This window comes from Psychrobacter sp. G (genome assembly GCF_000418305.1).
In the GTDB taxonomy this organism is placed as follows: Bacteria; Pseudomonadota; Gammaproteobacteria; order Pseudomonadales; family Moraxellaceae; genus Psychrobacter; species Psychrobacter cryohalolentis.
The window spans coordinates 149,175-174,220 of the sequence record NC_021661.1 but is presented as its reverse complement, the minus strand read 5'-3'; the positions used below and the strand labels follow the sequence as shown (position 1 = coordinate 174,220).

Here is a 25,046-nt window from a genome sequence, read left to right as displayed (position 1 = left end):
CTTTTATGGCATTATAAGGGCAATATATTTGACTAATTTTGATACCGATTATGATACCGAAGTTCTTAAAAAAACGGATTTTTAAAGCACCAGTGGTCAGCGGCAATACGCCAGCCACTGAACCGTCAGACACGCCAAAAATTGATGGCAGCCCTATTGTACCCACGCCTTATACTAATGCCCCCATTAATCAATTGTACCGTAAAATCTCGGGACAGATGCTAGATGTGGCGGTAAAACCAAAGCTTTTGGGCGAATTGCCAGAGTTTGATCAGGATGATCAGACGTTAAGATTTTATGTGCTGCAAGATTATTCGCGCTCCAACAGTATTTTGATTGACCTGCAAACGCAAGAACATAAATTACCGCCAGCATTGGTTGGGGTAAATGACAGTGCTCATAATATCAAAGAAAATGCTGCCATTATATTTTTACATCACCCCCATGCTAAAGAAAACCAACTATCACCGCGCCTATCACGTCTGGTCTCTGCTGTTTTGCAGTATCCAGAATTAAAAGTACGCTTGGTACCAGTATCTATCCTCTGGGGACGCGCGCCTGAAAAAGAGGATTCTTTATTTAAACTGCTAACGGCTGATAACTGGCAAGATCCTAGCATTACCAAACAGTTATTTAATATCGGCGTGATGGGACGCGATACTTTTATACAGTTCCATCCTCCGCAAGATTTGCGTACCCTTATTAATAACAGCCTTCAGGGCGATGATGATGAGCCTACTGACTTAAATTCCGTTATCTTTGAATCTACTACTCTTGATACGAATGCCAGTGATGCTACAGATAGCGCCACTGAAAATACAATCGGTGTAGCGCCAAATTATACTGTGGTAGCTGCGGCTGATGGCAATCGTGAGCTTGTACGCTCATTGCAGCAGCAGCTTAATATTTATTTGGACAAACAACGCGCCAGTATGCTCGGTCCTGACTTATCAGACAGACGTAACTTAGTAGATAAGCTGGTTTACTCACCTGCCATTAAACATGCAATAGAGGCAGAAGCAGCAGAGACCGGTACTAGCCCTCGAGAAGCGCGACTACTTGCAAAGAGCTACGCTAATGAGATGGTCAATGATTACTCACATGCCATCATCCGCGGTTTTTATAAATTTTTAACGTGGTTATGGACGCAACTGTATGATGGTGTAGAAGTCCATCACTTCGAGCGTGTACGTGAACTGGCAGCAGATTATGAGCTGGTATATGTACCTTGTCATCGTAGCCATGTTGACTACCTACTACTGTCTTATGTCATTTATAAACGCGGCTTGAGTATTCCTTATGTCGCTGCGGGTGACAACTTAGATGTGCCAGTTTTAGGTCCAATATTACGCGGTGCAGTGGCTTTTTATATACGTCGTAGTTTCCGTGGTAATGCGCTTTATACCGCAGTTTTACGTGAGTACATGCACACGCTTATTACTCGTAATACGCCGATTGAATACTTTATCGAAGGCGGGCGCTCACGCTCAGGACGTTTGCTACCACCGAAAATGGGTATGCTAGCAATGACAGTGCACAGCCAATTGCGTCAGAGTAACAAGCCAGTGGTCTTTATTCCGACTTATATCGGTTATGAGCGCATCATGGAAGGTGGCACCTATATCGGTGAGCTAAAAGGTAAGCCAAAAGAGTCTGAATCATTACTTGGACTCCTCAAAGTCGGTCGCAAGATTGAACGTATTTTTGGCAATGTGCACTTAAGTTTTGGTACACCGCTACATCTAACCGATTTTATGGCCAAATTTGATGTACCAGAAAACAGCTTACCTGCTGATCGCACCGATACGCCGCTCGATGATAAAGCCAGCGCCATGGTTGATAATATCGGTGTCAAAGTCATGCAGCATATCAATAAAGCAGCAGTGGTTACTCCGGTATCCTTGCTGTCACTGGTGTTACTATCTGCACCAAAATCGGCGCTCGATGAAGATATTTGCCGCGAGCAAATTGCCCTTTATCAAGGCTTGGCTCAACAGCTGCCGTATTCAAGTGATACGGTCGTTACCGACATGTCACCGCAGCAAATTATTGATTACGGTATTAAGCTTAAGCTTATTGAACGTATCCCTCATATCTTGGGTGATATTATCCAGATTGCAGGTAAACAAGCAGCACTGCTGAGTTATTTCCGTAATAATATCTTGCATGTCTTTATTCTTCTGTCTTTTTTAGCGGCTTTAGTTGCCCGTAATGGTCGTATCGAACGTAGCCGTCTAGACAATATCGCCATGCAGCTCTATCCATTTTTACAAAGCGAGCTATTCTTATATTATCCTGCGCATGGTTTGGCGGATACCCTGAACAAAAAAGTTGACAGTCTGATTGCTCATGGTTTGATTGTAGAATTGGGCGATGGTATGCTCAGCGTCCCTGAAGCCAATAGCAGATGCTACCAACAGCTACAAGTACTTGCCACGCCGGTTGAGCAAAGTCTTGAACGCTACTTTATGACCTTGGCTCTACTCGCTCAACAAGGCTCAGGCAACTTAACCGAAAACGAAGTGGTTGATTTATGTCACTTGCTTGGTCAGCGTTTATCAGTGCTATATGCTGATGATATTCCCGACTTCTTTGATCGCGCATTATTCACCAGTTTCCTTGGTGCATTGACTCGTTTGGATTATCTGCAAAAAGATGCAGAAACTGGCATCTTAACCTTTGATCAACGTATCAATGATATTGCTCATCATGCAAAATATGTGCTGAGACCTGAGATGATGCAAATTCTGCATCAAGTTGCCAGTCTCAATGAAGAAGAGATTGCCCATGCTATTACTGAGATTAGTAATAAAAAGCAGCGTAAGTTTGGGCGTAAGCGTTAATTAACAATTTTAGGTCATAGACGTAAACAGCCTACTGAAGTAATACTCATAAAAAAGACCTCTAATATTAGAGGTCTTTTTTATTACTTTACATTTGAAATTTCTGAGTAGCTATCTTAAGTTGAAATCTTTTTATATTTCATACGCTTAGGAGTGGCAGCATCACCCATCGTCTTTTTGCGATACGTTTCAAACTCAGAATAGTTACCATCGAACCAAACTGGACCTTCATCTTCGAACGCCAAGATATGAGTCGCGATACGGTCAAGGAACCAGCGATCATGCGAGACGACCATGACCGTACCTGGGAAGACCTGAATCGCATCTTCTAGCGCACGTAAGGTTTCAATATCCAAATCGTTTGACGGTTCATCAAGGAGCAAGACGTTCGCGCCTTGCTTCAAGGTCTTAGCTAACTGCAAGCGGTTACGCTCACCACCAGACAATTGACCGACGTGCTTTTGCTGGTCTGAACCTTTAAAGTTAAAGCGACCAATATAAGCGCGGCTTGGCGTCGTATAGTCACCAACGGTAATAATATCAAGCCCGTCAGAGATTTCTTCCCAAACCGTTTTGCTATCATCTAAATTGTCGCGTACCTGACCAACATAAGCAACTTTGACACTTTCACCCAAATCGACTGAGCCTGTATCCGGTGTATCGCGTTCGGTAATCATGTTAAATAGTGTGGTTTTACCCGCACCATTTGGACCAATAATACCAACAATGGCACCAGCTGGGACGTTAAAGCTAAGGTTTTCATAAAGTAAACGGTCACCAAATGACTTGGAGATATCGTTGACTTCGATGACTTTATTACCCAAACGAGGACCCGGTGGAATATAAATCTCAGAGGTTTCATTACGCTTCTGGAATTCTTGTGAGTTCAATTCTTCAAAACGCTGCACACGAGATTTAGACTTAGCTTGTTGACCTTTTTGGTTTTTACGAATCCAATCCAGCTCTTTTTTCAACGCTTTAGCAAACGATTCTTCTTGCTTATTCTGCTGCTCTAGACGAGTGTTCTTCTGCTCTAGCCACTCAGTATAGTTGCCTTCATACGGATAGCCATGACCGCGGTCAAGCTCCAAAATCCACTGAGCGACATTATCCAAGAAATAACGGTCGTGGGTAATGGCAACGATAGTACCGCTATAGTTCTGCAGGAACTGCTCTAACCATGCCACGGACTCAGCGTCCAAATGGTTGGTTGGTTCGTCAAGTAATAACATATCAGGGCGAGATAATAGCAAACGGCATAGCGCTACACGGCGTTTTTCACCACCTGATAGTTTACTGACATCCGCATCCCATGGTGGCAGACGAAGTGCATCAGCCGCTTTCTCAAGCTGGGTATTTAAGTTATGCGCATCCCATGCTTGGATGATGTCTTCCATCTTACCTTGCTCTTCAGCAAGCTTGTCAAAGTCAGCATCGGGTTCAGCATATTCCGCATAAATGGCATCAAGACGAGCAAGCGCATCTAACGCCTCACGCATACCGTCTTCGACGTTACCACGGACATCTTTGCTGTCATCGAGCTGCGGTTCCTGCGGCAAATAACCGATTTTGGTACCCGTTTGCGCACGAGCTTCACCACTAAATTCAGTATCCACGCCCGCCATGATGCGTAGCAAGGTTGATTTACCTGAACCATTGATACCCAAAACACCAATTTTGGCGCCAGGGAAAAAAGATAGATTGATGTTCTTTAAGATTTCACGCTTAGGTGGAACAAGTTTTGACACGTTGTTCATCGTGTAAATATATTGAGCCATTAACACTCCGATAGACTGCATAAAAGAGGAAAACAAACAGACTTAGCAATACTACCAAGTAAGCTGCACCTCAAAATCAGGGGTATTCATTGACTGTCATTATCGCATTGTGGCGCAACCCCTGCAAGCTAACTGGCTGTTTTACCGCTTGTTTCATACCTTTTGACATAAAGCTGAGCGCATTTTATATAAAATACTTCTATTAAAATTATCATTCAGCTTACTGGTGTATCTTTCTGATCCATGGCCGTTTTATAAAAACCACAAAAAACAGCATTAAACATTTCGCAAAATTAATCAATAGACGATATTATATTAGCTAATCTTAATAAAATAGCTTTGTAAAAACGGCTCAATAGAAAAGGTACTCCATGACGACTGGCTATCGCCCTGAACTGATCCAACGTGTGTTTATTGATTTCATCAGTACACGGCTGCACCCCTTTTGGTCATTAACTGTGCCTAAATTGCGTCTTATAGCACGCCGTACACTCAGTGATGACTTGATAGCGCTACAATTTGAGCCTAACCGCGCCTTTAAGCAGCAAGCTTTTAGTTCAGGTAATAGCTCACACGATGGCTGGCATGGCGGTCAGCATATTAATTTAAGCATACTGATTGATGGTATTTATCATCAACGCCCCTATTCATTGGTTGGTCTAGCGCAGCAGCCATTATGGTGGCATGAGGACAGCGATAAAAATTCTAATCGAAATCAAGACAACCTTAATAATAGCCTTGATAAAAACGGTTCTGATAGAGATCGCCTTGATGAAAAGTCACAACCGCAAGCTATTGTCTCTACGATGACTATTGCTGTTAAGCCGCAAGGTCTAGTATCAGATTATCTAAGTAAACGTGCAGCACTGGGTGCTATATTTAATAGCAGTTTACCCAGTGGCGAATTTACTCTAGCTCATACAGTGTTAGCACAGCAAGCAAGTCAAATAAGCGAACCCTTATCCCTTACCTCTACACCACTGCCACTATTGTTTATCGCTAGCGGCAGTGGTATTACGCCAATGCTAGGTTTGATTACGCAGGCGCTGCAAAATGGGCATCCAGTAACGCTGCTACATTACAATCGTACAAACTTCTATAAATCCCCATTGCAAGATCAATGGCAGCAGTTAGCTACTAAGTATCCAACATTCATTTATCATCTTATTAATACAGAAGACCCCAATACTTATCTTGCCGGCTCACGACATTTGAGCGTAGAAACTTTAACAGCATTAAAATTACCGCTGATGGATACACAGATATTTGCCTGTGGTTCGCCGGCGTTGTTAGCGGGTTTGTACCGCGCTTGCGATGAGATTAATTTGCCAGATAACAAGCAGCTGCGTGACAACATTACGATAGAGAGCTTTAGTGCCATAGAGAACTTCAATCATATCTTGCCTGCTATAGATAAAGCAGACGAAGAAGTGATTACTAGCGACGTAAAAACAATTTATTTACGTGGACGGCAACGACAATATAACAGTAGTACGACATTACTATTAGGTGCTGAGAGCGCTGGTATTCGAATGAGCCACGGCTGCAGACAAGGTATCTGTCAGCTGTGTCGCTGTAATAAAATCAGCGGTAGAGTAAAAAACATTCAAACCGGTAAGATAAGTAATGATGGCTATGAGTCTATTCAAACCTGCATTAATGTACCAATGACTGATGTCATATTGGATATTTAAAAAATATTATCAAGGATAAGACAGCCTTGCATAAACATTTATTTGTAATGTTTATTAAAACTGACACCGATGATTAAACCGAACGTTGTGCTTACGATTTATTGATGCACCTTCGGATAAGGACTATCTATGCGCTTGTTACCCCCTATATTTAAAGCTAAATCTGCAGTCTCTACTATAACTTCGTTAGTCGATGCACCATTCAAAACCACGCGATATCCAACGTTAACGGGTACGCCGTTACCAAAAGTGCAAACCGAAGCGCTCGCTAATGAATTGAATACTCTGTATCAAAGCGTGATGGACTCACTAGGCAGCGATGATGCGCGCTATATTCAGCGTGTTTATGGAACGGTGGTATATAGCGAGGTCATTTCACGGGCATTACTGGCATTTTCTGGGCAATTATCATCAAAACGTAGCAAACTTAGCGTTTGGCTACTTGGCACATCCTTACTGAGTTTTAGTAAAATTTTAAACAATATGGAGCTTGGTCATAACGTCATGCATGGTCAGTATGATTGGATGCAGCACCCTCACCTTAACAGCCAAAAGTTCGATTGGGATATCGTTTGCCCTGCGCCCCTATGGCAGCATTCGCATAACTACTTGCATCATACTTTTACCAATATCGTCGGTCGCGACCATGACGTCGGCTATCACTTGATTCGTGTGACTGATGAGCAGCCTTGGACGCCAAGCGATCGTTATAACTTATTTAAGACGATGATATTGGCATTAGGCTTTGAATGGGCAGTCGCTTTCCATGATATCCAAATCAGTGTTGACGAATACGCAGATAAGCCGCAGCTGGCAGGAATAATGCAGCCAAAAGCTCGTGCCCTATTCAGTAAAATCGCCCGGCAAATGGGTAAAGATTATATTGCTTTTCCTGCGGTGGCAGGTCTGACATTAGGTCATAGTAGTGCAATGACGACCCTAAGCGGTAATATCACTGCCAATATCGCCCGTAATCTATGGACATGGGCGGTGATATTTTGTGGTCACTTTACTGAGCAGGCGCATATTTATACCCAGCTTGATGCCAATGAGAGCAAAGGTGATTGGTACGTACGCCAAATTCTCGGTTCTAGTAATATTCAGGGTAATAAATGGTTTCATATTCTGACTGGTAATTTATCGCATCAGATTGAGCACCATATCTTTCCGGATATGCCTGCTAGGCACTATGCGCAGATTGCACCAAACGTACAAGCCATCTGCGATAAATACGATTTAGCCTATAATACTGGGCACTTTAGTCATCAATTTAAGCAAGTAATTGGACGCATTCGCCATTTTAGTAAACCAAATAGCGATGAATGGCGCGCTTACACACAATCGATATCAAATAATGATAGAAGCATTACCAACAATAGCAGTAATAACCATGCCTCTAACAAAGCTACTGAGACATTACGTGGTTTTAGAAGGTTTCTCCCTCAGGTCGTGCGCCAAGCTATGTTTTATGCCTGATTTTTTATTAATGAGACTGGCATAGTCTTTAATCTTGAAAAGAGCTTTTAGAATAGAAGCCTGTTAAAAATATTAACATTTGCCCTATCTGCTCTTACGCTAACAGCCTAGAGATGTAAACTAGAAATCTGCACAATAACAAGAGTAGAAATAATTATAATATTTGAAAATAGGGAGTTTTTATGAGTAACGTCGGTACAAAATCAGATATGAATATCGTCCATAATGAGGCAGCAAGACGCTTTGAGACTTCGATCGATGGGCAGACAGGTTATATTAGTTACAAAGAGCGTGAGGATAAGCTGGTATATGATCATACTATCGTCCCACAGGAGTTAGGTGGTCGAGGAGTTGGCTCGGCATTAGTAAAACATGCATTGGACTATGCTCGTGAAAACAATAAGAAAGTAGTACCGCAGTGCTCGTTTGTTGCTTCGTATATTGATAAAAATCCTGACTACAAGGATCTACTATAGTTCAAACTATTGAATAAGTATGTTTAACGATAAATAGCTACGATAGTTTGCTCTATTAACCGTTATACTAGCGCTATATACTCTCACTAATAACGTCATTGCCCTCTTATCTTCTTGATACTTCTATTATATTTTTTTAACCAAATATATAATAAAATGTCAGTGACAGGTGGGTTTTTTGTCCTATGACTTTTTATAAGCGTTTATTACATTCGTGAAGGCAAATAAAAATTACAGTAGTTGCCACACTATTTTATCGTTAATAATGATTTTTCTATCCACCATAATAATAAAGGATATCACCATGAGTAGTTTATCTAATCAACAAGTCGATTTGCAGCTAGAAGAATTACCAGGCTGGCAGCGCGAAGGTAATGCGATCGTAAAAACTTACCACTTTGGCGATTTTGTTGAAGCTATGAGCTTCATGAATCAAGCGGCTTTTCATGCTGAGGCCTTAGAACATCATCCTGAATGGAGTAATACCTATAACTTGGTAGAAGTTCGCCTGACTACTGGCGATACTGGCGGCATCACCAGCCATGATGTTCGTTTAGCAAAACGCATGGAACATATCGTCCAGCCCAAACGCTTATAAATATCAAGCTGTGTGCTTACTACTTATCACTTAGCAGATAGTTATGTTCTAGCCATAAAAAAGACCTCAGATAGTATCTGAGGTCTTTTTTACTAGCCAGTTTTCTAACTGGCTAATGTCTTTATAGGACGAGTATACTTTTCCTATTACATACGGCGGCTAACGAATGCCACGATGAATAGAATGACTGCTAATGCTAACAAGATATAGGCGAAGTTTGCAGACAATCCAGCAACACCACCAAATCCTAAGAAACTTGCTAACAATGCGATGACGGCGAAAATAATAGCCCAACGAAACATAATAATTCTCCTAAAATAGTAATTGAAAAGTCAAATAATAAGGTTGCTATAGTAATTGCTAACCAACTAACTCTTACATTACCAACCTCAGTCATCCGATATTTTGCTTTTTATTTTTTTACAGCTATTAGTGTTTAAAAATATAGATAATGCTGTAGATAGTGCTTAGGAATATAGAGTAGCAATGATTTTCAATCTAAAAGGTTCATTTTGGTAATAATGTCGATAGGTTATGTAAACTTTGTAGCAAATCTTACCATTTAAAGATATTTTCAGTACTTATGTGTGGAAACGGTAAATAAGCACTTAAGTACTACTAAGTATATGAGAAAATTATTCAAAGATCTTACGCTCGATTTTATAAATGTTATTTATGATGCTTTTTTAAGCTCAATTGAACTTAACGATCATTTTCTTATAACAATCATTTGACAAAGCACACTAACAAGGAAGATAACGATGAATACGGATATAGCAAAGAGTACCAACTCATCAGGTGATAACAAAAAAATTAATAGTGAAAAACGAGCTTATGCGGTGGTTTTATATGGGGCAACCAGCTTTGTTGGGCAAATCACTGCCCATTATCTGGCAGAGTTTTTGTCTGCTAACAAAGATAAGAGCGGCTCTGAAATTAATTGGGCGATAGCAGGTCGTGATCAAGAGAAGCTCAACGAGTTGCAATCTAAACTGGTAAGCAAAGTAGATATTATCATTGCCAATAGCGATGATGCGGCAAGCCTTGATGCAATGACCGAGCAAACACAAGTCATTATCTCAACCGTTGGACCTTATCTTAAATACGGCGAACCGCTTATCAAATCGTGTGTTGATAATGGCACAGATTATGTTGATCTCACTGGTGAGGCAATATTTATCAAAGATATGATGGATAAGTATCAAGAGGCGGCAAAACAAAGCGGCGCCCGTATCGTCAACTCGTGTGGCTTTGATTCTATCCCATCAGATTTAGGCGTTTACTTTACGCAAAAGCAAGCAGAAGCGAAGTTTGACAGTGCTTGTGATGTTATTCATATGCGCGTGAAAGCCGCGAAAGGCGGACTATCAGGCGGCACGATTGCCTCAATGGCAACCATCTTTGAGGAAGTTGGACAAGATAAATCTCGTCGTAAGCAAGTGGCAAATCCTTATTTGCTGAACGATGATAAAGATGCGCCAAACGTACGTCAAAGCAATGTCAGTAAACCAGAATACGATAGCGAACATAAGCGCTGGCTTGCACCTTTTGTGATGGCAAGTATTAATACGCGCATTGTGCATCGCAGTAATCAGTTGCTTGGTTATGAATATGGACACGAATTTAAATATGATGAAGCAATGTGGATGAAAGATGGTATCAAAGGTAAGCTTACGAGTTATGCCTTGAGTGCAGGCTTGCTCGGCTTTGCCACTGCCATGATGATTACGCCAAGCCGCGAGTTATTATCCAAGCACGTGTTGCCTAAATCAGGTTCAGGACCTTCTAAAGAAGAGCAAGAAAACGGCTATTTTGATATTCGTCTCTTTGGACAAACAGCTAACAAAGACAGTATTACTACCAAAGTAACGGGTGATAAAGATCCAGGCTATGGCAGCACTTCACGTATGTTGTCGCAAGCGGCATTATGTCTAGCGCAAGATATCAGCAAAGAAGAAGTGAAGGGTGGTTTTTGGACACCTGCTTCAGCAATGGGCGACAAGCTACTTGCTCGTTTAGAGAAACACGCTGGTCTGAGCTTTGATGTGATTGATAGCTAAACCTATGTCTTAAAAAGCAGTTTCTAGAATATCAATCAGTAGTATTAAAATAACCGCATTTTGGTCACAAGGTGCGGTTTTTATCTCACAATAACACTACAATAATTGCACGACATCACTTATTAGTAGGAGTCTGTTAGATTTTTCATGGATGTACCACTGAATGATTAGTATTTAAATTGTTATTATTACGCCTAGTGTTTACGACGTCTTTTACGTTTATAGATAACGTTATGCACTGACCAGAATTTTTATACGAATCAATCATGATAGTCTCCTATTGATTATCATGATTTTATTTTTTCTATAGATTATATATTAGTTATTTTAAATATATAAATTCTGTATTCTACATAGATAAGTATCGTATCAGACCGCATTTAATCAAAGTTATCTCTACGACCATTTTAGCTGACATTATAAAAATATAAATTGAGGATTAAATAAATGAAAAACCATACTCTAGCTTTATCATTACTGATTGGCGCGGCACTTACTGTTCCGGCAATGGCAGCTCCAGCTGATACTAAAGCCGCTAAAAAGACGATCGCCACTGCTGAGATTGCTGTTGAAGCCAAAGTTGAAAGCACAGGCAATGAGACTGATGCAAATACTTCTAAAACAAGCAAAATGACGCCGTTTGCGATTAGCGAAACTCAAACGATTTCGCGCGCACGCGTCAATAGCAATATTGGTCAACAGCCAATGACTACTGAGATAAAAGCGCCAAACGGTCAACAATCGATGACTACCGAAATAAAAGCGCCAGCAGAAGCTTTACAAAATTCGGAATTACAAACAACTGAGATTATCTCTGAAGATGTAGCGCTAGATGCAGAAGAAGACTTAGCAGAAGTTTCAGAAGAAGATGAGCTATAAGTAAATACCTAAGTAATTATACTAAGGCGATTCTTGAAATAAATATAGTGATTAAAAAGCACCATTGATATATTTGATTTAATAAAAAAGGCAGCCATTAGGCTGCCTTTTTTGTTTCTATTTAGAATAAGACATCTTATTTCTTAACTTTAGTCACACCTGCTTCTTGCAATAGCGCGCCGAAAGTACCCATTTTGCTAGGCGCTTCTGCTTTTTCTGCACGAGGCGCCTTGCTGCGACTGTCGCTATTATTGCTGCTACTAGGTTGGCGCTTAGGCTTAGACGGACGCTTATCGCCAGCTGGACGATTGCTGCGCGGACGACTGGTATTCTCATCATTATTAGTAACATTTGCCGTCGCAGGTTTCGCTGCTGGACGTGCAGGTTTTTCAGCTTCAGGTTTCATACTAAAACCAATACGACCGCGTTTTTCGTCAATAGAGATGACACGGACCGAGACGATATCACCGGGCTTGACGCGGTTCATCGGGTCTGCGACAAAGTCATTGGCCATTTGCGAGATATGAACCAGGCCATCCTGATGCACGCCAACATCAATGAAGCAACCAAAGGCAGTCACGTTGGTAACAACCCCTTCTAATGTCATGCCTTCGCTCAAATCTTTAATGCTGTTCACATCTTCACGGAAGTTAGCCGTCTTAAACTCAGGACGTGGGTCACGAGCAGGCTTAGCAAGCTCATCTAAAATCGCTTTTACGCTAACATTTTCATCATTAGCAGCTAGCGCTGTGGTATCGATACTGTTTAATACACCATCGTTACCGATAACTTCTGGCAATGCTTTTCCTGTTTGGGCAAGTAAGCTGTCGACCAGCGCATAGCTTTCTGGATGTACACCAGTTGCATCAAGTGGATTGCTACCATCATGTATGCGTAAGAAGCCTGCGGCTTGCTCAAAGGTCTTAGCACCTAAGCGCGGCACATTTTTCAATGACTCGCGGCTATCAAAAGCGCCATGCTCTTTGCGATAGGTAACGATTTGCTGCGCAACATTTTTATTTAAGCCAGCAATGTGCGCCAAGATAGCGGGGCTTGCCGTATTCACATCAACACCAACGGCGTTAACGCTGTCTTGTGTGACTTTATCAAGACTATCTGCCAACTGAGCTTGGTTAACATCATGTTGATATTGACCAACACCAATGGCTTTTGGATCTACCTTGACCAGCTCTGACAATGGGTCTTGTAGACGACGAGCAATAGATACTGCCCCACGTACAGAGACATCTAAATTACCAAGCTCATCAGTAGCAAGCTCACTGGCAGAATAGACTGACGCGCCAGATTCATTCACGATGACTGCTTTGGCTTTTAGCGCATCATTTGCTGCCAAAATTTCTTTAATCATCGCATCGGTTTCGCGGCTTGCCGTACCATTACCGATAGCCACTAGATCCACATTATAAGTACTTAATAACTCATCGATAACCACTTTGGCTTCAGTCATTTTATTATCAGGCGCAAATGGATAAACCGTTGCGATAACAGGCTTGTCTTCGCCATCTAACATCACATGACCTTGAGCATCAACAATCGCCATTTTTACGCCATGACGGATACCGGGATCAACACCCAAAATAACTTTGCGACCAGCAGGTGCTGACATCAATAAATGCTGTAAATTATTGGCAAAAACATCAATCGCAGCCGCTTCTGCAGTCAGACGCTTTTCAGTCAATAAACGATGCTCGATATGTGGACGCCATTTGTCTTTCCATAAGCTGCTCGCCGCTTCTGTCAAAAAAGCTTGACGCTCAGTTGGCGCTTTAGCATCAATCTCAAAATGCTTAATAATTTTTTCAATAAAAGGCGCATTTTCGCCTTCGATTTTTAGACCCAAGACGTTTTCTTGACGACCACGTAGCATCGCTAATAAGCGATGATTTGGCAAACGTGCAAGGCTTTCGCTATGCTCAAAGTAATCTTTGAATTTTTCACCGACTTCACGCTTTTCTTCACTGGCAACGCTCGATACGATGCTGGCTGTTTTGGAAAAACTGCTGCGTAAATGATCTAACAAGTCTAATGCTTGCGTCCATTCATCTACGATAATGGCTTGTACACCAGCAAGTTGCTTCTCGATATCACTAAAATCAACTTCAATCTCATTACCGCTTTCATCAGTAATGCTTGATTGTACTTGATAGTCTGCTAATGCATCGGTTGGCGTCACGTTTTGCGTTAACACTGCTTGTGCAGCAATATCAAGACCAGCAGCACGTGCTTTGGCAGCTGGTGAACGGCGGCGCGGACGATATGGCAAGTAGATGTCTTCAAGCTCAAGTTTTGAGGTTGCATTATCAATACGTGTCTGCAGCTCGTCAGTCAAATTGCCTTGTGTGCTCAGTAATTCAATAATTTTAAGGCGACGGGTTGCCATATCACGTTCATAATTGAGAGACTTCTCTAGCGCGCGCAATTGCGCATCGTCGAGATTCTGCGTCTTTTCTTTGCGGTAACGGGCAATAAACGGAACGGTCGCGCCTTCATCGTACAGTTTGACAAACGCATTGACTTGAGCAGTCTTAATGCCAAGCGCGCGAGCAAGCTTGTCGTGAATATTCGCGTGTGTGGTTGCATCCAAAACCTGTGCATTTGTCGAGGTTTGAGATGGCGTTAAGGTATCAGTGCTACTCATAGACGTATCAATCGTTGAGAAATGTAGTTTTGCATTATAGCAAAAGCTGCATGAATAGAAATCCTTTTTATCTTTTCGTTATTTATCGTGTTATTTATCGCAAAAATCGTTTAATGAGCACACTCTTGACGCTTTATTAAACAAACACCTACAGCATTTGCCTTTATCAGTGATGCAATTATGACTGCAATCTTATACACTAAAGTCTCATCAGCACAAATATTGCTGTGTACCAACGTACTGAACAATAGTTCTCATTTTTATATTTTTTTTGCCAATCGATGGAATGATGCTCAAATAGTTGCACTAATAAATAGTAAAAGTGGTATTCACACTGTTTTTATCGAGAGTAAATATACTGACTGGTGCGTTTTAACAATAATTTTTGCTAATAATAATTTTTATAAGAGGATGCCTGTATGTCTGAAAATAACAGCCCCGATACCTTAACTCAGCGTATTCTAGTCGTTGATGACGATGCACGATTGCGCTCTTTGTTACAGCGCTTTCTAGAAGACGATGGGTTTGTTGTCCGTACTGCCCACGATGGCAGTCAAATGGATAAGCTGCTGCAGCGTGAGCTTTTTTCATTAGTGGTACTTGATTTGATGCTACCAGGCGAAGACGGTATCAGTATTTGTAAGCGTCTGCGCGAAGATAATGGCGACATCCCTATTATTATGCTCACGGCTAAAGGTGGCGACGCTGATCGTATCGCAGGTCTAGAAGCGGGTGCGGATGACTATCTACCAAAGCCATTTAATCCAAAAGAGCTATTAGCACGTATCAAAGCAGTACTCCGTCGTCAAAATCGTGAGCTACCAGGGGCACCAAGTCATCAGCTTGAAGTAGTAGAATTTGGTCCATGGACACTTGATTTATCGACACGTACGCTCAAACGCGACGGCAATGTTGTCACCTTAACGACGGGTGAATTCTCGGTACTAAAGGCATTGGTTCAGCATCCACGTGAGCCATTGACCCGTGATAAGCTGATGAACCTTGCCCGTGGTCGTGAATGGGGTGCGATGGAGCGTTCAATTGACGTTCAAGTATCACGTCTGCGCCGCTTAATTGAAGACAATCCTTCACAAGCACGTTATATCCAGACTGTCTGGGGCGTAGGCTATGTATTCGTACCTGATGAAGCAGAAGTCGAAGCAGCTAAGAGCGAATCACTTTAAATTTCTAAGTATTGCTTGTGTCCGTTGATATATCATACTATTAATGGGTAATCCTATTAATACAACGGGCGCAACATTGAAATCCTCTATTATTCATCAAAATATACCCTGCACTTTGGTGACAGGGTTTTTGGGTTCTGGCAAAACCACACTTATTAATCAATTGATTGCCGATAAATCCACTGATGAGCGTTGGGCATTATTGATTAACGAGTTTGGTCGGATTGGTATCGATGCATCCTTGGTTTCAAGCTCACAAGATAGCAATTCCGCTCAAAATAATATCGCCATTCGTGAAGTTAGCGGCGGCTGTATTTGCTGTACCAGCCAGTTACCTCTACAAATAGCTATTAGTCGCCTACTGAGTGACCATCATCCGCAACGCCTGCTTATTGAGCCAACAGGGCTTGCTCATCCACGTGAGCTTATACGGCAGCTGAGCGCGCCGCATTGGCAGACGGCTCTAAAGATGCAAGCGGTCATAACTGTACTTAACGCTCTGCAGTGGCAACGAGAAAAATATCGTGCTCACGAAGGGTTCCAAGCGCATATTCGTGATGCCGATGTCTTGGTCGTTAATCGCTATGCCCAATTAAGTACTGACGATAAGCAAGCATTACAAGATTGGATAGCAGAGTTAAATGCGCAAATCACTATTATTTGGGCAGAATCTGATGATCAGACCACAATTAACGATATAAGCACATCAAATGACTATTCAGCAGTTTTAAGCACGCAGCTGATCAAGCCTAGCCAGACTATCTCACAACAGCGGACAGTTAATATGGCTCAGCATAAAAAATCTGTGATTAGCTTGCAGCCGCTGAGTCATTCATTATCGAATAAGTCATTATTCGACCCTTCCACAAACGATAATAATATTCAGGCAGACAAAGACATCGAGCTGCCCTATCGTTATCATGAAATACAGCAAGATATCGTAGTTGCAGGTTGGCGATTACCAGCGGACTATATATTAAATGCTGATAAGTTACAGGATTGGCTGCTAACGCTACCAAACTGGCAACGCATCAAAGGCGTATTGCATACGTCTAATGGCTGGCTACAAATCAATTTTACGCCTGATAGCTTGTCCACAAAGACATTGAGCGTACAAGCCGACAGCCGACTAGAAATTATTTTGCAAACAAGTACTGGGCAAGAAGATGCGATAGAGGTTAAGCTAGATTGGGAAGCCTATGACCATGAACTCATGGCGTTGATACTATAGCTAATGATTGCATAGCCATCTATTGTAGTGATAGAAAGATTGTTGATAAAAATAGAACCAATAAAAAAGCCCTCACTATTTTGATAGTAGGGGCTTTTTTATTGAGCAGCATTGGTTTTATTAGCGTAACTGACTGTCTTTACTGCCACGGCGATTAAACAATTCCGCAGCTTTTGCTTCTTGCTCAAGCTCAGATTGACAGCCAACACAATGCTGCACACCCGGTACTGCGATACGGCGAGCTTCTGGAATCGCCTTACCACATTCATCACAAAACTCTGCGCTTTTACCTGTCGGTAATGCACGGCGTGCGCGCTCTAGCGCATCGTTAACGGTCGCATCCATTTGCTCATGCTCAGCACCATCTCTTGACCAACCACCTGCCATAGTATTATCCTATTTATTTTTATTCATTATGCGTATTTTTAATCAAGCATAAAGGTCTTTGATAACAAATAGATGGGGTTAAATATCAGCAATTTCAATCTACCTGCGCAGACAAATTGTCGCTCAATCCTTGGGTTGTAACTCAACCACTTGTCCACGTACCCCGATACTCTCATCACTCATCAAGCATACATAGCCTGCCATAATATCTTCAGGAGTTTTCAGACTCATCGGATTTTCACCTGGATAAGCGTGGGCGCGCATATTGGTGCGAGTACCACCCGGATTGATACAATTAAAACGCAGATTGGTAGTGTTTTGCGTCTCTTGGGTAAAGATATCGCTCATTCCTTCTACCGCTTGCTTAGACAGCGCGTAGGCACCCCAAAATGCGCGAGGATGCGTACCAACGCTGCTAGAGGTAAATACGATAGAACCATGCGGTGCATCTTTGAGTAACGGCAGTAGCGCTTGGGTAAGCATAAAGGTCGCTGTGAAGTTAATCTTCATGACTTGAGCAAACATATCTACATCGTACATCTCAAGTGGTGTCAATGGACCAAGCATCCCAGCATTATGCAATATCCCATCAAGCTGACCAACTTCTCTATGAATCAAATTTTCTAGCTTTTGCATTTCTGCATAGGTAGCCCCTTCTAGATTCATTGGTAACATAGCAGGCTGCTTACCACCAAAGCTCTCGATTTCATCATAAACATATTCAAGCTTGCTACTGGTGCGTCCTAATAGCAGCACCGTTGCGCCATAGCGTGCATAGGTCAATGCAGCGACCCGACCAATGCCATCACCTGCGCCTGTGACTAAAATGGTCTTGCCATCTAAGCAGTTTTCAGAGGGTACAAAGTCACGAATATCCCCGTGGGTTAATTCGGTTGCAGACGATTGCAATTCAGTCTGATGGCTTGCAATATTATTGGCTATATTGTCGGCTGAATGGTTTGCCGACTGATTCGCTAATGGGTTGATATTGTCACTCATGGCGTTACTCACTACTTATCGTTTAATAAATGGGATGGTTAACCATTATGCTATGTTGTTAAATTTTGCCTGATAACACGCTGATCTTGTGGCTCATTTGAGTTATAAATAGTCGAATTTACCAGAAGAAAGCAGTAACTTACTCAACTGCTCAGGGGTTTCCGTAATATAATCTGCGCCCCATTTCTTCAGGTTGTTTTGATCTTCAGGCGGAATATAACCATAAGCGGCCAGAATCGTGGGCATACCAGCGGCATTACCAGCTTCGATATCACGGATATGATCGCCAACATAAATCACACTTGCAGCAGCGCCGCGAGGGATACCAAGCTTCTCTAGCGCCGCATACATAGGCTCTGGATCAGGTTTAGGGCGTGACACATCATCAGGACAAACCAAAACCGCACAGCGCGTATCTAGCTGCATTTTTTCTAATAACAACTCTGACAAATAGCGCGGTTTATTGGTCACTATACCCCACGGTACACCTTTTTCTTCAAGGGCACTTAAGACGTCCTCAAGCGTGTCAAAAACATGACTATCCACACAAATATCCGCTTCATAATCGTCTAAAAACTGCTGACGAAACTCAAGTAACGTCTCTTCGCTAAAGTCTGTTTGCTCATTATGACGTAGCATAAGCTGCACCATCGCTGAAGCACCTGCCGATACTTGCTCACGAATCTCTGTCTCAGACGGCGCTTGCCAGCCGTTTTCTTGGCTCATTTTGCCAATAATACGTACAAAATCGGCAGCAGTATCTATCAATGTCCCATCTAGGTCAAATAAGACCGCTTTTACAAATTGGCTCATTACGAAGGCTCTTAATTAAGGTGATAAAAGGGTATTAAGCGAGAGGTTTCTGTACTGCTATCATATAGTTGACATCGACGTTTTGAGCTAGCCAGTAACGCTTGGTCAATGGATTATAGTGCAGTCCAATGATATCTTGGCGCGCAAACTCTGCATCAATTGCCATTTTATCGAGCTCAGCTGGCGTAATAAACTTGGCATAATCATGCGTACCGCGATCAAGCAAGCGCAATACGTACTCTGCACCCACGATAGCAAACAAATAAGATTTTGGATTACGGTTAATCGTTGATAGTACGCATACGCCGCCTGGCGCTAACAGCTTAAAACAAGCATCTACAATAGCGGCTGGATCTGGTACATGCTCTAGCATCTCCATACAGGTAACCACATCAAACTGACCAGCATGGGTAGCAGCCAATTGCTCAACCGGAATATGCTGATAGCGCAAGGTATCTTGTAAGTTGCTTTGTTCAGCATGGAGACTTGCTGCTTTAAGATTTTCTGTCCCAAGGTCGATACCTGTCACATCTGCGCCGCGACGTGCCATTGATTCTGACAAGATACCACCGCCACAACCGACATCAAGAACCTTTTTACCCGCCAAGCCCATCTCTGCCGTTTTTTGACTATCAGCACTCACGTAGCCACGCTTCACATTTTCCTCTATCCAGTTTAGACGCAGCGGATTGATTTCGTGTAAGGTAGCAAAGGCACCGGTTTTATTCCACCACTCACCCGCCAATTTATTAAATTTTTCAACTTCGCTTGGATCGACATTGATAGCGTTTATGGTATCGTCAGCCATGCCACTATCATTTGCTTGAGTGTGCAAAGGCTGCCCAGAAAATAAAGCTTGGCTCATAGTTTTTCCTTTATTGTTATAGTATGTGACTAAAGACTCAATATTAACATGCGAGCCGTAAAGCTGCCGTAAGTACATCGTCACCGATTGTGAACTGCTTTATTGATGCTCTAAAGGTCAATAAAAATAGAATAACAGGCTATAAGTAAGATACCTTAAATAATGACTGACAGCATTACAACCATTAGTTAAGAATCCGGTTCACAAACTGCCGCATTTTACGCTATTATAGTTGCTATTCTATAGTAGGTCGACTCAGTCGACCTATCGTCGTCTATTGACTTTGTCATTGCTTATTTGCTTTGGTATTTATATGACTATCAAAGCTATAACTATTAAAGCAAACTTCTGAATGTCGTTATTTCAAGGAATAAGTATGAAACGTATCATCGCATTAACTGGTTTGGCTTGCGCTATTGGATTTGCCAATATGGGTGCACAAGCTGCCAATTATGTCGCAGGAAAAGACTATCGTGTGTTAGATAATCCAGAAAAAATCAGCGGTGATGCTATCATTGTGCGTGAGTTTTTTTGGTATGGTTGCCCGCATTGTAATGTCCTTAATCCACACATGGAAAAATGGGCAAAAAATAAAGATAAAGATGTGGCATTCTTTAAAACACCCGCAGCATTAAACCCTGTTTGGGAAGCCAGTGCCCGTGGTTTTTATGCCGCGCAATTACTGGGTTTTGAAGACAAGACCCATGACGCTTTATTTGATGCCGTACATAAAGATGGTAAGCAGTTATTTGACCAGTCTTCATTAAGCAAATGGTATGCCTCAAAAGGTGTGAACGAAAAGAAATTTAATAGCCTTTATAACTCTTTTGCTGTTGGTACCAAAATCGGTCGCTCACAAGCAGGTGCCAAGCGTTATCAGCTATCAGGTGTGCCAGCCGTTGTCGTGCAAGGCAAGTACGTGGTAACCGGTGAAAGTGCTACCGTACCTAAAGTAGTTGATTTCCTAGTCGACAAAGTACGCGCAGAGAAAAAGTAGCATTAGTTTTTTAAAAAAATATAAAAACGCTATTTCTGATCAATTAAAAAAGCCAATCTTTACTGATTGGCTTTTTTGTATTTTAGTATTCTATCTTTAGTGTTTTATAGGTACCCACTAACCAAATTCGCTTGCCTATAGCTCTTACCGCTATTTTTTTAGATTCGTTAAAATAGCGACTTCACGGATATAACTGGCCAAATCTGCTTTTGACTCCGCCATTAGCTCCTCATCGTTTGTATGCTTAGCGTACTCAATCCAGAGCAACAGCTGATACATACTATGCTGCTCAGAGGCTTTATATTGTTTGACAAACTGCTTAAGCGTCCCTTCATCATTGATATTTAAACGCTCATACCAGCTCTCTATCTTAGAAACCTGCTCTTTAGGAAAATAGGCATCAAATAGTGCTTTTATCAGCTCATGACGATTTTCTTCAATCATAAGCTTGCCAACGCGCTTGGTCTGACGATTACGCGCATTGGCGCTGGTGATATCGGCAAGCGCCATTAATTCCGCCATAAAATAATCACTGGCAGGTAAAGCTTTAAGTTGTTTCTTCGATAAGCTGGCAAGCGGTATCGACAACTGTTGCAGGCGCTCATGAGCTTTTTTGAGCTCTGTGCGTGAGACGCGCATATCTTGTTCTGACCAGTCAATCATAAAAGCTTTCCATGTTTAAAAATAAATAATAGGTATAAAAAATTAGGTATAAAAGGTTCAGCAAGCGCTACCAGCGATGCTTTTCACGGTGTTTCGCCGTCACGGTCAAGCCTTCTGGCAAGCTATTTTGCAATCTGTCTTGTAAGTGTTTGGTGATAAATACCGAACGGTGCTTCCCACCGGTGCAGCCAATGGCAACCGTTACCGTATGACGATTATTATGTAAAAAATCAGGTAACCAACGATTCAAGAATGTAGCGATATCTCCCGTCATCTCAGCAACCTCTGGATAATCGGCAAAAAATGCACTCACTTCAGCGTCAAGACCTGTCGCCGAGCGCAGTGTCGGATTCCAATGTGGATTGGGTAAGATGCGTACATCAAAGACAAAATCTGCATCGATAGGGCTGCCGTACTTGAAACCAAACGATAGTAAATTAATCACGATTTGATTATCTACACCCACATAATCACGCAGACGCTCTTTTAGCTGATGGATATTGAGCATACTGGTATCTATCTTGATATCGGCATGCTTGAATATCGGCTGCAAAAGCTGTATTTCTTTCTCAATAGCTGCTGGTAGATTATAAACGTTATTTTCTACGCCTTTGGTATCTAACACCATCAACGGATGGATGCGGCGAGTGGCATTAAAGCGTGCAACCAGCGTCTCTTCTTGCGCCGTCACATACATCACCGTGACCGCCTCTTCGCCATAGGTCTGCTTTAAACTGTCATGGATTGCATCAAAGTTAGATAAATCTGCGCGCGGCGTACGAATATCCACCCCAAGGGCAATGCGCTTAATTCCACTATCACAGACCAGCTTTTGCGCCGCTTCAGGCACAAGAGACAAAGGCAAATTATCAATAGAATAAAAACCCAGATCTTCAAGGATATTTAGTACCGAGGTTTTCCCTGAGCCTGAACGTCCTGACACTACCAGTATACTTAGTTTATCACCAGTGGATTCGTTAGAATCTGTTACCTTTGATTGAGCATTATGGGTGTCTTGATTTACCTGCATGTTCCGTCATCCTTATAAATTGCATCCCGCAAATTACAATGTTATAAATAGCAGCGTGATCAAACTTTATTAATCGTGACCAATCGATTGTCTAGCAAACGTGCACGACCTAGCCATGCAGCCACTAAAATAACCAAGACTTGATGGTCATTGATACTCTCATCATCAACAGCCGTTAGCTCAGTTGTTTTTACTTCTAGATAATCAATCATAAACCCCGCACTAGTAATACGCTCGTGAGCTGCTGTCAAAAGCACCTCTAACGGTTGTTTATTATCACTAATCTGTTTGGCTAAATACTGCAGCTCCTGCTGTAAGATAGGCGCTGTTTGGCGCTCAGACTCGCTTAAATACTGATTGCGCGATGATAACGCTAAGCCATCAGTAGCACGAATAATAGGCGCACCAATAATATCGATTGAATAGCTCAAATCACGAACCAACTGCTTGATAATGGATAATTGCTGATAATCTTTTTGCCCAAATACAGCTATGTTAGGTTGCACGATATTGAAGAGCTTAGAGACAACAATACCGACACCATCGAAATGATTGGGGCGAGTTTTGCCACATAGTTGCTCAGTAATAGTCCCAGCGAGAATAGTGGTCGGCGGCGGTAATACCGGATACATCTCATCAATAGTAGGAGCAAAAACATAGTCAGCACCAACCGTGGTAAGCTTCGCGACATCTTCATCTAAGGTACGAGGGTAGCTATCAAAGTCTTCACCAACCCCAAACTGCGTTGGATTGACGAAAATACTAACCACCACGATATCTGCATGCTGTTTGGCAATTTTTACCAGCTCCAGATGACCATCGTGTAGATTGCCCATTGTAGGTACTAAAGCAATGCGCTGCGCTGTTCGGTAAGGCTGCAGAGCAACGCGTAAGTCTGAGATATGGTAATGAATCGTCGGCATGGTTAACTGCTCTTTTACTGATGGACCTAATTACTGAAATTCTATATTTGCTTAGCTAAACTGGTGCTGCTCTGTTGGAAAACTACCTTCCTTTACTGACTGCTGATACAAGGCAAATGCGCCTTCGATACTGTGCTCAGTGTTACGCTCATCAGTCAAAAAATTATGGATGAAACGCGGCGCGCGACCATGAACCATACCGAGCATATCGTGCATGACCAATACTTGACCATCGGTATCGGCGCCTGCCCCAATACCAATCACTGGTACAGCGACGGCTTCCGTTACCGCTTTGGCAAGCTCAGCAGGGACGCATTCTAGTACCAAAAGCGCTGCACCAGCGTCAACCACAGCTTGTGCATCGTCAAGGAGTTTTTGACCTGCTTCATTGCCGCGACCTTGGACTTTATAACCGCCAAAAACGTTTACCGACTGCGGTGTTAAGCCTAAATGTACACACGTTGGCGTACCTGCTTGCGCTAATGTTGTAATCAACTCGCAAAGCTCACGACCACCCTCAATTTTAATCACATGAGCGCCTGCCTGCATCAGCTTGCGGCTATTAATAACGGCTTCAGGCAGCGTCACATAGCTCATAAAGGGTAAGTCCGCTAAAATAAGCGCTTGCTTATTGCTACGGGAGATATTAGCAGTGTGGTAAGCCATATCATTGACGGTAACAGGCAAAGTTGACTCATGACCCTGCACCACCATACCCAAGCTATCACCGATTAAAATCGTATCAATCTGCGCTTTTTCCATCATGCGCGCAAACATGGCGTCATAACAGGTCAGACAAGTAAATTTGGTACCGTCTTTTTTAAACTTATTTAAAGTAGATAACGTTGTCATATCGTTATATCATCCTCAATACTTCTGAATATCAATCAACTGTCATTCACTTTAAATGAATGTCTCTTTATTTATGACTTGACGCATCATGTTCTAACAGCTTCAAACCTGCCCAATCGCTGCTTTGGGGATAGTCGATTATCGACTTTCCTACAATCATTAGCTCAGGTGCGAGCTCTCGTAACGGTATCAAAACAAAATTACGCTCATGCAAACCCACATGCGGTATCGTTAATGTTGGCTCAGAAATCCGCTCATCGCCGTATAACAATATATCCACATCAAGACTACGCTCACCCCAATGACGCAGGCGGGCGCGTTTTGCTTGCTGCTCCAACTGTTGGCAAAATGTCAGCAGCTCAAACGGCGTAAATATAGTTTCAAAGCCAGCAACGGCGTTCACAAAATCTGGCTGATCTTGCGGTCCCATCGGTACCGAGGCATAAAATGAAGAAATACGCACAGTGCGTATCTTTTCTTGCTCTTGCATCATCTCAAACGCGTGCTGTAAATGATCAACAGGCGCCCCAAGCTCATTTGCCAGATTGCTACCCAAGCCAACATAACAAGTGACCCAAGAGCAAATGGCGATAGATTTGCTATCAAAATCAGTATCATTAAAGCGCGTGTTCATCGTTA

22 protein-coding genes are annotated in these 25,046 nt (G+C 42.3%); 10 read left to right on the top strand and 12 right to left on the bottom strand.

What is annotated here, in order from left to right; all coding sequences use genetic code 11:
- The first annotated feature begins 50 nt into the window (after nucleotides 1-50).
- The gene (gene plsB, locus PSYCG_RS00735) at nucleotides 51-2,843 is read left to right on the top strand and encodes a glycerol-3-phosphate 1-O-acyltransferase PlsB (RefSeq protein WP_020442521.1); all 2,793 of its coding nucleotides are present in this window, start codon (nucleotides 51-53) and stop codon (nucleotides 2,841-2,843) included.
- Nucleotides 2,844-2,959: 116 nt separating this feature from the next.
- On the opposite strand, the gene ettA is transcribed toward plsB, so the two are convergent.
- Nucleotides 2,960-4,621 (bottom strand): energy-dependent translational throttle protein EttA, encoded by a 1,662-nt coding sequence (gene ettA, locus PSYCG_RS00730; protein WP_020442520.1) that lies wholly within the window; start codon nucleotides 4,619-4,621, stop codon nucleotides 2,960-2,962.
- Between the two features lie 371 nt (nucleotides 4,622-4,992).
- On the opposite strand from ettA, the gene PSYCG_RS00725 reads away from it, so the two are divergent.
- From PSYCG_RS00725 to PSYCG_RS00710, 4 genes are all read left to right on the top strand, one after another.
- Nucleotides 4,993-6,315 (top strand): flavin reductase family protein, encoded by a 1,323-nt coding sequence (locus PSYCG_RS00725; RefSeq protein WP_020442519.1) that lies wholly within the window; start codon nucleotides 4,993-4,995, stop codon nucleotides 6,313-6,315.
- A 129-nt stretch (nucleotides 6,316-6,444) separates the two neighbouring features.
- Nucleotides 6,445-7,791, top strand: a complete 1,347-nt coding sequence (locus PSYCG_RS00720; RefSeq protein ID WP_020442518.1) for a fatty acid desaturase family protein — start codon at nucleotides 6,445-6,447, stop codon at nucleotides 7,789-7,791.
- A gap of 182 nt (nucleotides 7,792-7,973) precedes the next feature.
- The gene (locus PSYCG_RS00715; RefSeq protein ID WP_020442517.1) at nucleotides 7,974-8,267 is read left to right on the top strand and encodes a GNAT family N-acetyltransferase; all 294 of its coding nucleotides are present in this window, start codon (nucleotides 7,974-7,976) and stop codon (nucleotides 8,265-8,267) included.
- A 304-nt stretch (nucleotides 8,268-8,571) separates the two neighbouring features.
- Nucleotides 8,572-8,865 carry a 4a-hydroxytetrahydrobiopterin dehydratase gene (locus PSYCG_RS00710; protein ID WP_020442516.1) on the top strand — a complete coding sequence of 98 codons (294 nt, stop codon included), beginning with the start codon at nucleotides 8,572-8,574 and terminating at the stop codon, nucleotides 8,863-8,865.
- Nucleotides 8,866-9,011: 146 nt separating this feature from the next.
- Here PSYCG_RS00710 and PSYCG_RS13160 read toward each other — a convergent pair whose 3' ends face one another.
- Nucleotides 9,012-9,167, bottom strand: a complete 156-nt coding sequence (locus PSYCG_RS13160) for a DUF1328 domain-containing protein (protein ID WP_011512513.1) — start codon at nucleotides 9,165-9,167, stop codon at nucleotides 9,012-9,014.
- Between the two features lie 459 nt (nucleotides 9,168-9,626).
- Here PSYCG_RS13160 and PSYCG_RS00700 point away from each other — a divergent pair, with 459 nt between their 5' ends.
- The gene (locus PSYCG_RS00700) at nucleotides 9,627-10,925 is read left to right on the top strand and encodes a saccharopine dehydrogenase family protein (RefSeq protein WP_020442515.1); all 1,299 of its coding nucleotides are present in this window, start codon (nucleotides 9,627-9,629) and stop codon (nucleotides 10,923-10,925) included.
- Between the two features lie 447 nt (nucleotides 10,926-11,372).
- A complete protein-coding gene (locus PSYCG_RS00695) occupies nucleotides 11,373-11,804 on the top strand; it encodes a hypothetical protein (RefSeq protein ID WP_020442514.1) in 432 nt (143 codons plus the stop codon).
- 136 nt (nucleotides 11,805-11,940) lie between these two features.
- Here PSYCG_RS00695 and PSYCG_RS00690 read toward each other — a convergent pair whose 3' ends face one another.
- Nucleotides 11,941-14,463 (bottom strand): Tex family protein, encoded by a 2,523-nt coding sequence (locus PSYCG_RS00690; RefSeq protein ID WP_020442513.1) that lies wholly within the window; start codon nucleotides 14,461-14,463, stop codon nucleotides 11,941-11,943.
- A gap of 419 nt (nucleotides 14,464-14,882) precedes the next feature.
- Between PSYCG_RS00690 and ompR the strand changes: the two genes are divergently transcribed.
- Entirely contained in the window at nucleotides 14,883-15,647 is a 765-nt protein-coding gene (ompR, locus tag PSYCG_RS00685) for a two-component system response regulator OmpR (protein WP_011279439.1), read from the top strand.
- 43 nt (nucleotides 15,648-15,690) lie between these two features.
- Entirely contained in the window at nucleotides 15,691-16,878 is a 1,188-nt protein-coding gene (locus PSYCG_RS00680; protein WP_020442512.1) for a CobW family GTP-binding protein, read from the top strand.
- A 120-nt stretch (nucleotides 16,879-16,998) separates the two neighbouring features.
- On the opposite strand, the gene PSYCG_RS00675 is transcribed toward PSYCG_RS00680, so the two are convergent.
- The 4 genes from PSYCG_RS00675 to ubiG all read right to left on the bottom strand — a co-directional run bounded on the left by PSYCG_RS00675 (nucleotide 16,999) and on the right by ubiG (nucleotide 19,942).
- Nucleotides 16,999-17,265, bottom strand: coding sequence for a DksA/TraR family C4-type zinc finger protein (locus PSYCG_RS00675; protein ID WP_011512508.1), 267 nt, complete (start codon nucleotides 17,263-17,265; stop codon nucleotides 16,999-17,001).
- 123 nt (nucleotides 17,266-17,388) lie between these two features.
- Entirely contained in the window at nucleotides 17,389-18,264 is an 876-nt protein-coding gene (locus PSYCG_RS00670; RefSeq protein WP_020442511.1) for a YciK family oxidoreductase, read from the bottom strand.
- A gap of 102 nt (nucleotides 18,265-18,366) precedes the next feature.
- The gene (locus PSYCG_RS00665) at nucleotides 18,367-19,077 is read right to left on the bottom strand and encodes an HAD family hydrolase (RefSeq protein ID WP_011512506.1); all 711 of its coding nucleotides are present in this window, start codon (nucleotides 19,075-19,077) and stop codon (nucleotides 18,367-18,369) included.
- A 34-nt stretch (nucleotides 19,078-19,111) separates the two neighbouring features.
- Nucleotides 19,112-19,942: a bifunctional 2-polyprenyl-6-hydroxyphenol methylase/3-demethylubiquinol 3-O-methyltransferase UbiG gene (gene ubiG / locus PSYCG_RS00660; protein ID WP_020442510.1), complete on the bottom strand. Its 831-nt coding sequence runs from the start codon at nucleotides 19,940-19,942 to the stop codon at nucleotides 19,112-19,114.
- Between the two features lie 376 nt (nucleotides 19,943-20,318).
- Between ubiG and PSYCG_RS00655 the strand changes: the two genes are divergently transcribed.
- Entirely contained in the window at nucleotides 20,319-20,939 is a 621-nt protein-coding gene (locus PSYCG_RS00655; protein WP_011512504.1) for a thiol:disulfide interchange protein DsbA/DsbL, read from the top strand.
- Nucleotides 20,940-21,089: 150 nt separating this feature from the next.
- Here PSYCG_RS00655 and yjgA read toward each other — a convergent pair whose 3' ends face one another.
- From yjgA to folK, 5 genes are all read right to left on the bottom strand, one after another.
- A complete protein-coding gene (gene yjgA, locus PSYCG_RS00650; RefSeq protein ID WP_011512503.1) occupies nucleotides 21,090-21,602 on the bottom strand; it encodes a ribosome biogenesis factor YjgA in 513 nt (170 codons plus the stop codon).
- Nucleotides 21,603-21,669: 67 nt separating this feature from the next.
- Nucleotides 21,670-22,632 carry an RNase adapter RapZ gene (gene rapZ / locus PSYCG_RS00645; RefSeq protein ID WP_020442509.1) on the bottom strand — a complete coding sequence of 321 codons (963 nt, stop codon included), beginning with the start codon at nucleotides 22,630-22,632 and terminating at the stop codon, nucleotides 21,670-21,672.
- 59 nt (nucleotides 22,633-22,691) lie between these two features.
- Nucleotides 22,692-23,555, bottom strand: coding sequence for a pantoate--beta-alanine ligase (gene panC / locus PSYCG_RS00640; protein WP_020442508.1), 864 nt, complete (start codon nucleotides 23,553-23,555; stop codon nucleotides 22,692-22,694).
- A 51-nt stretch (nucleotides 23,556-23,606) separates the two neighbouring features.
- Nucleotides 23,607-24,407, bottom strand: coding sequence for a 3-methyl-2-oxobutanoate hydroxymethyltransferase (gene panB, locus PSYCG_RS00635; protein WP_020442507.1), 801 nt, complete (start codon nucleotides 24,405-24,407; stop codon nucleotides 23,607-23,609).
- 67 nt (nucleotides 24,408-24,474) lie between these two features.
- Nucleotides 24,475-25,041 (bottom strand): 2-amino-4-hydroxy-6-hydroxymethyldihydropteridine diphosphokinase, encoded by a 567-nt coding sequence (gene folK / locus PSYCG_RS00630; RefSeq protein ID WP_020442506.1) that lies wholly within the window; start codon nucleotides 25,039-25,041, stop codon nucleotides 24,475-24,477.
- Nucleotides 25,042-25,046: the final 5 nt, after the last annotated feature.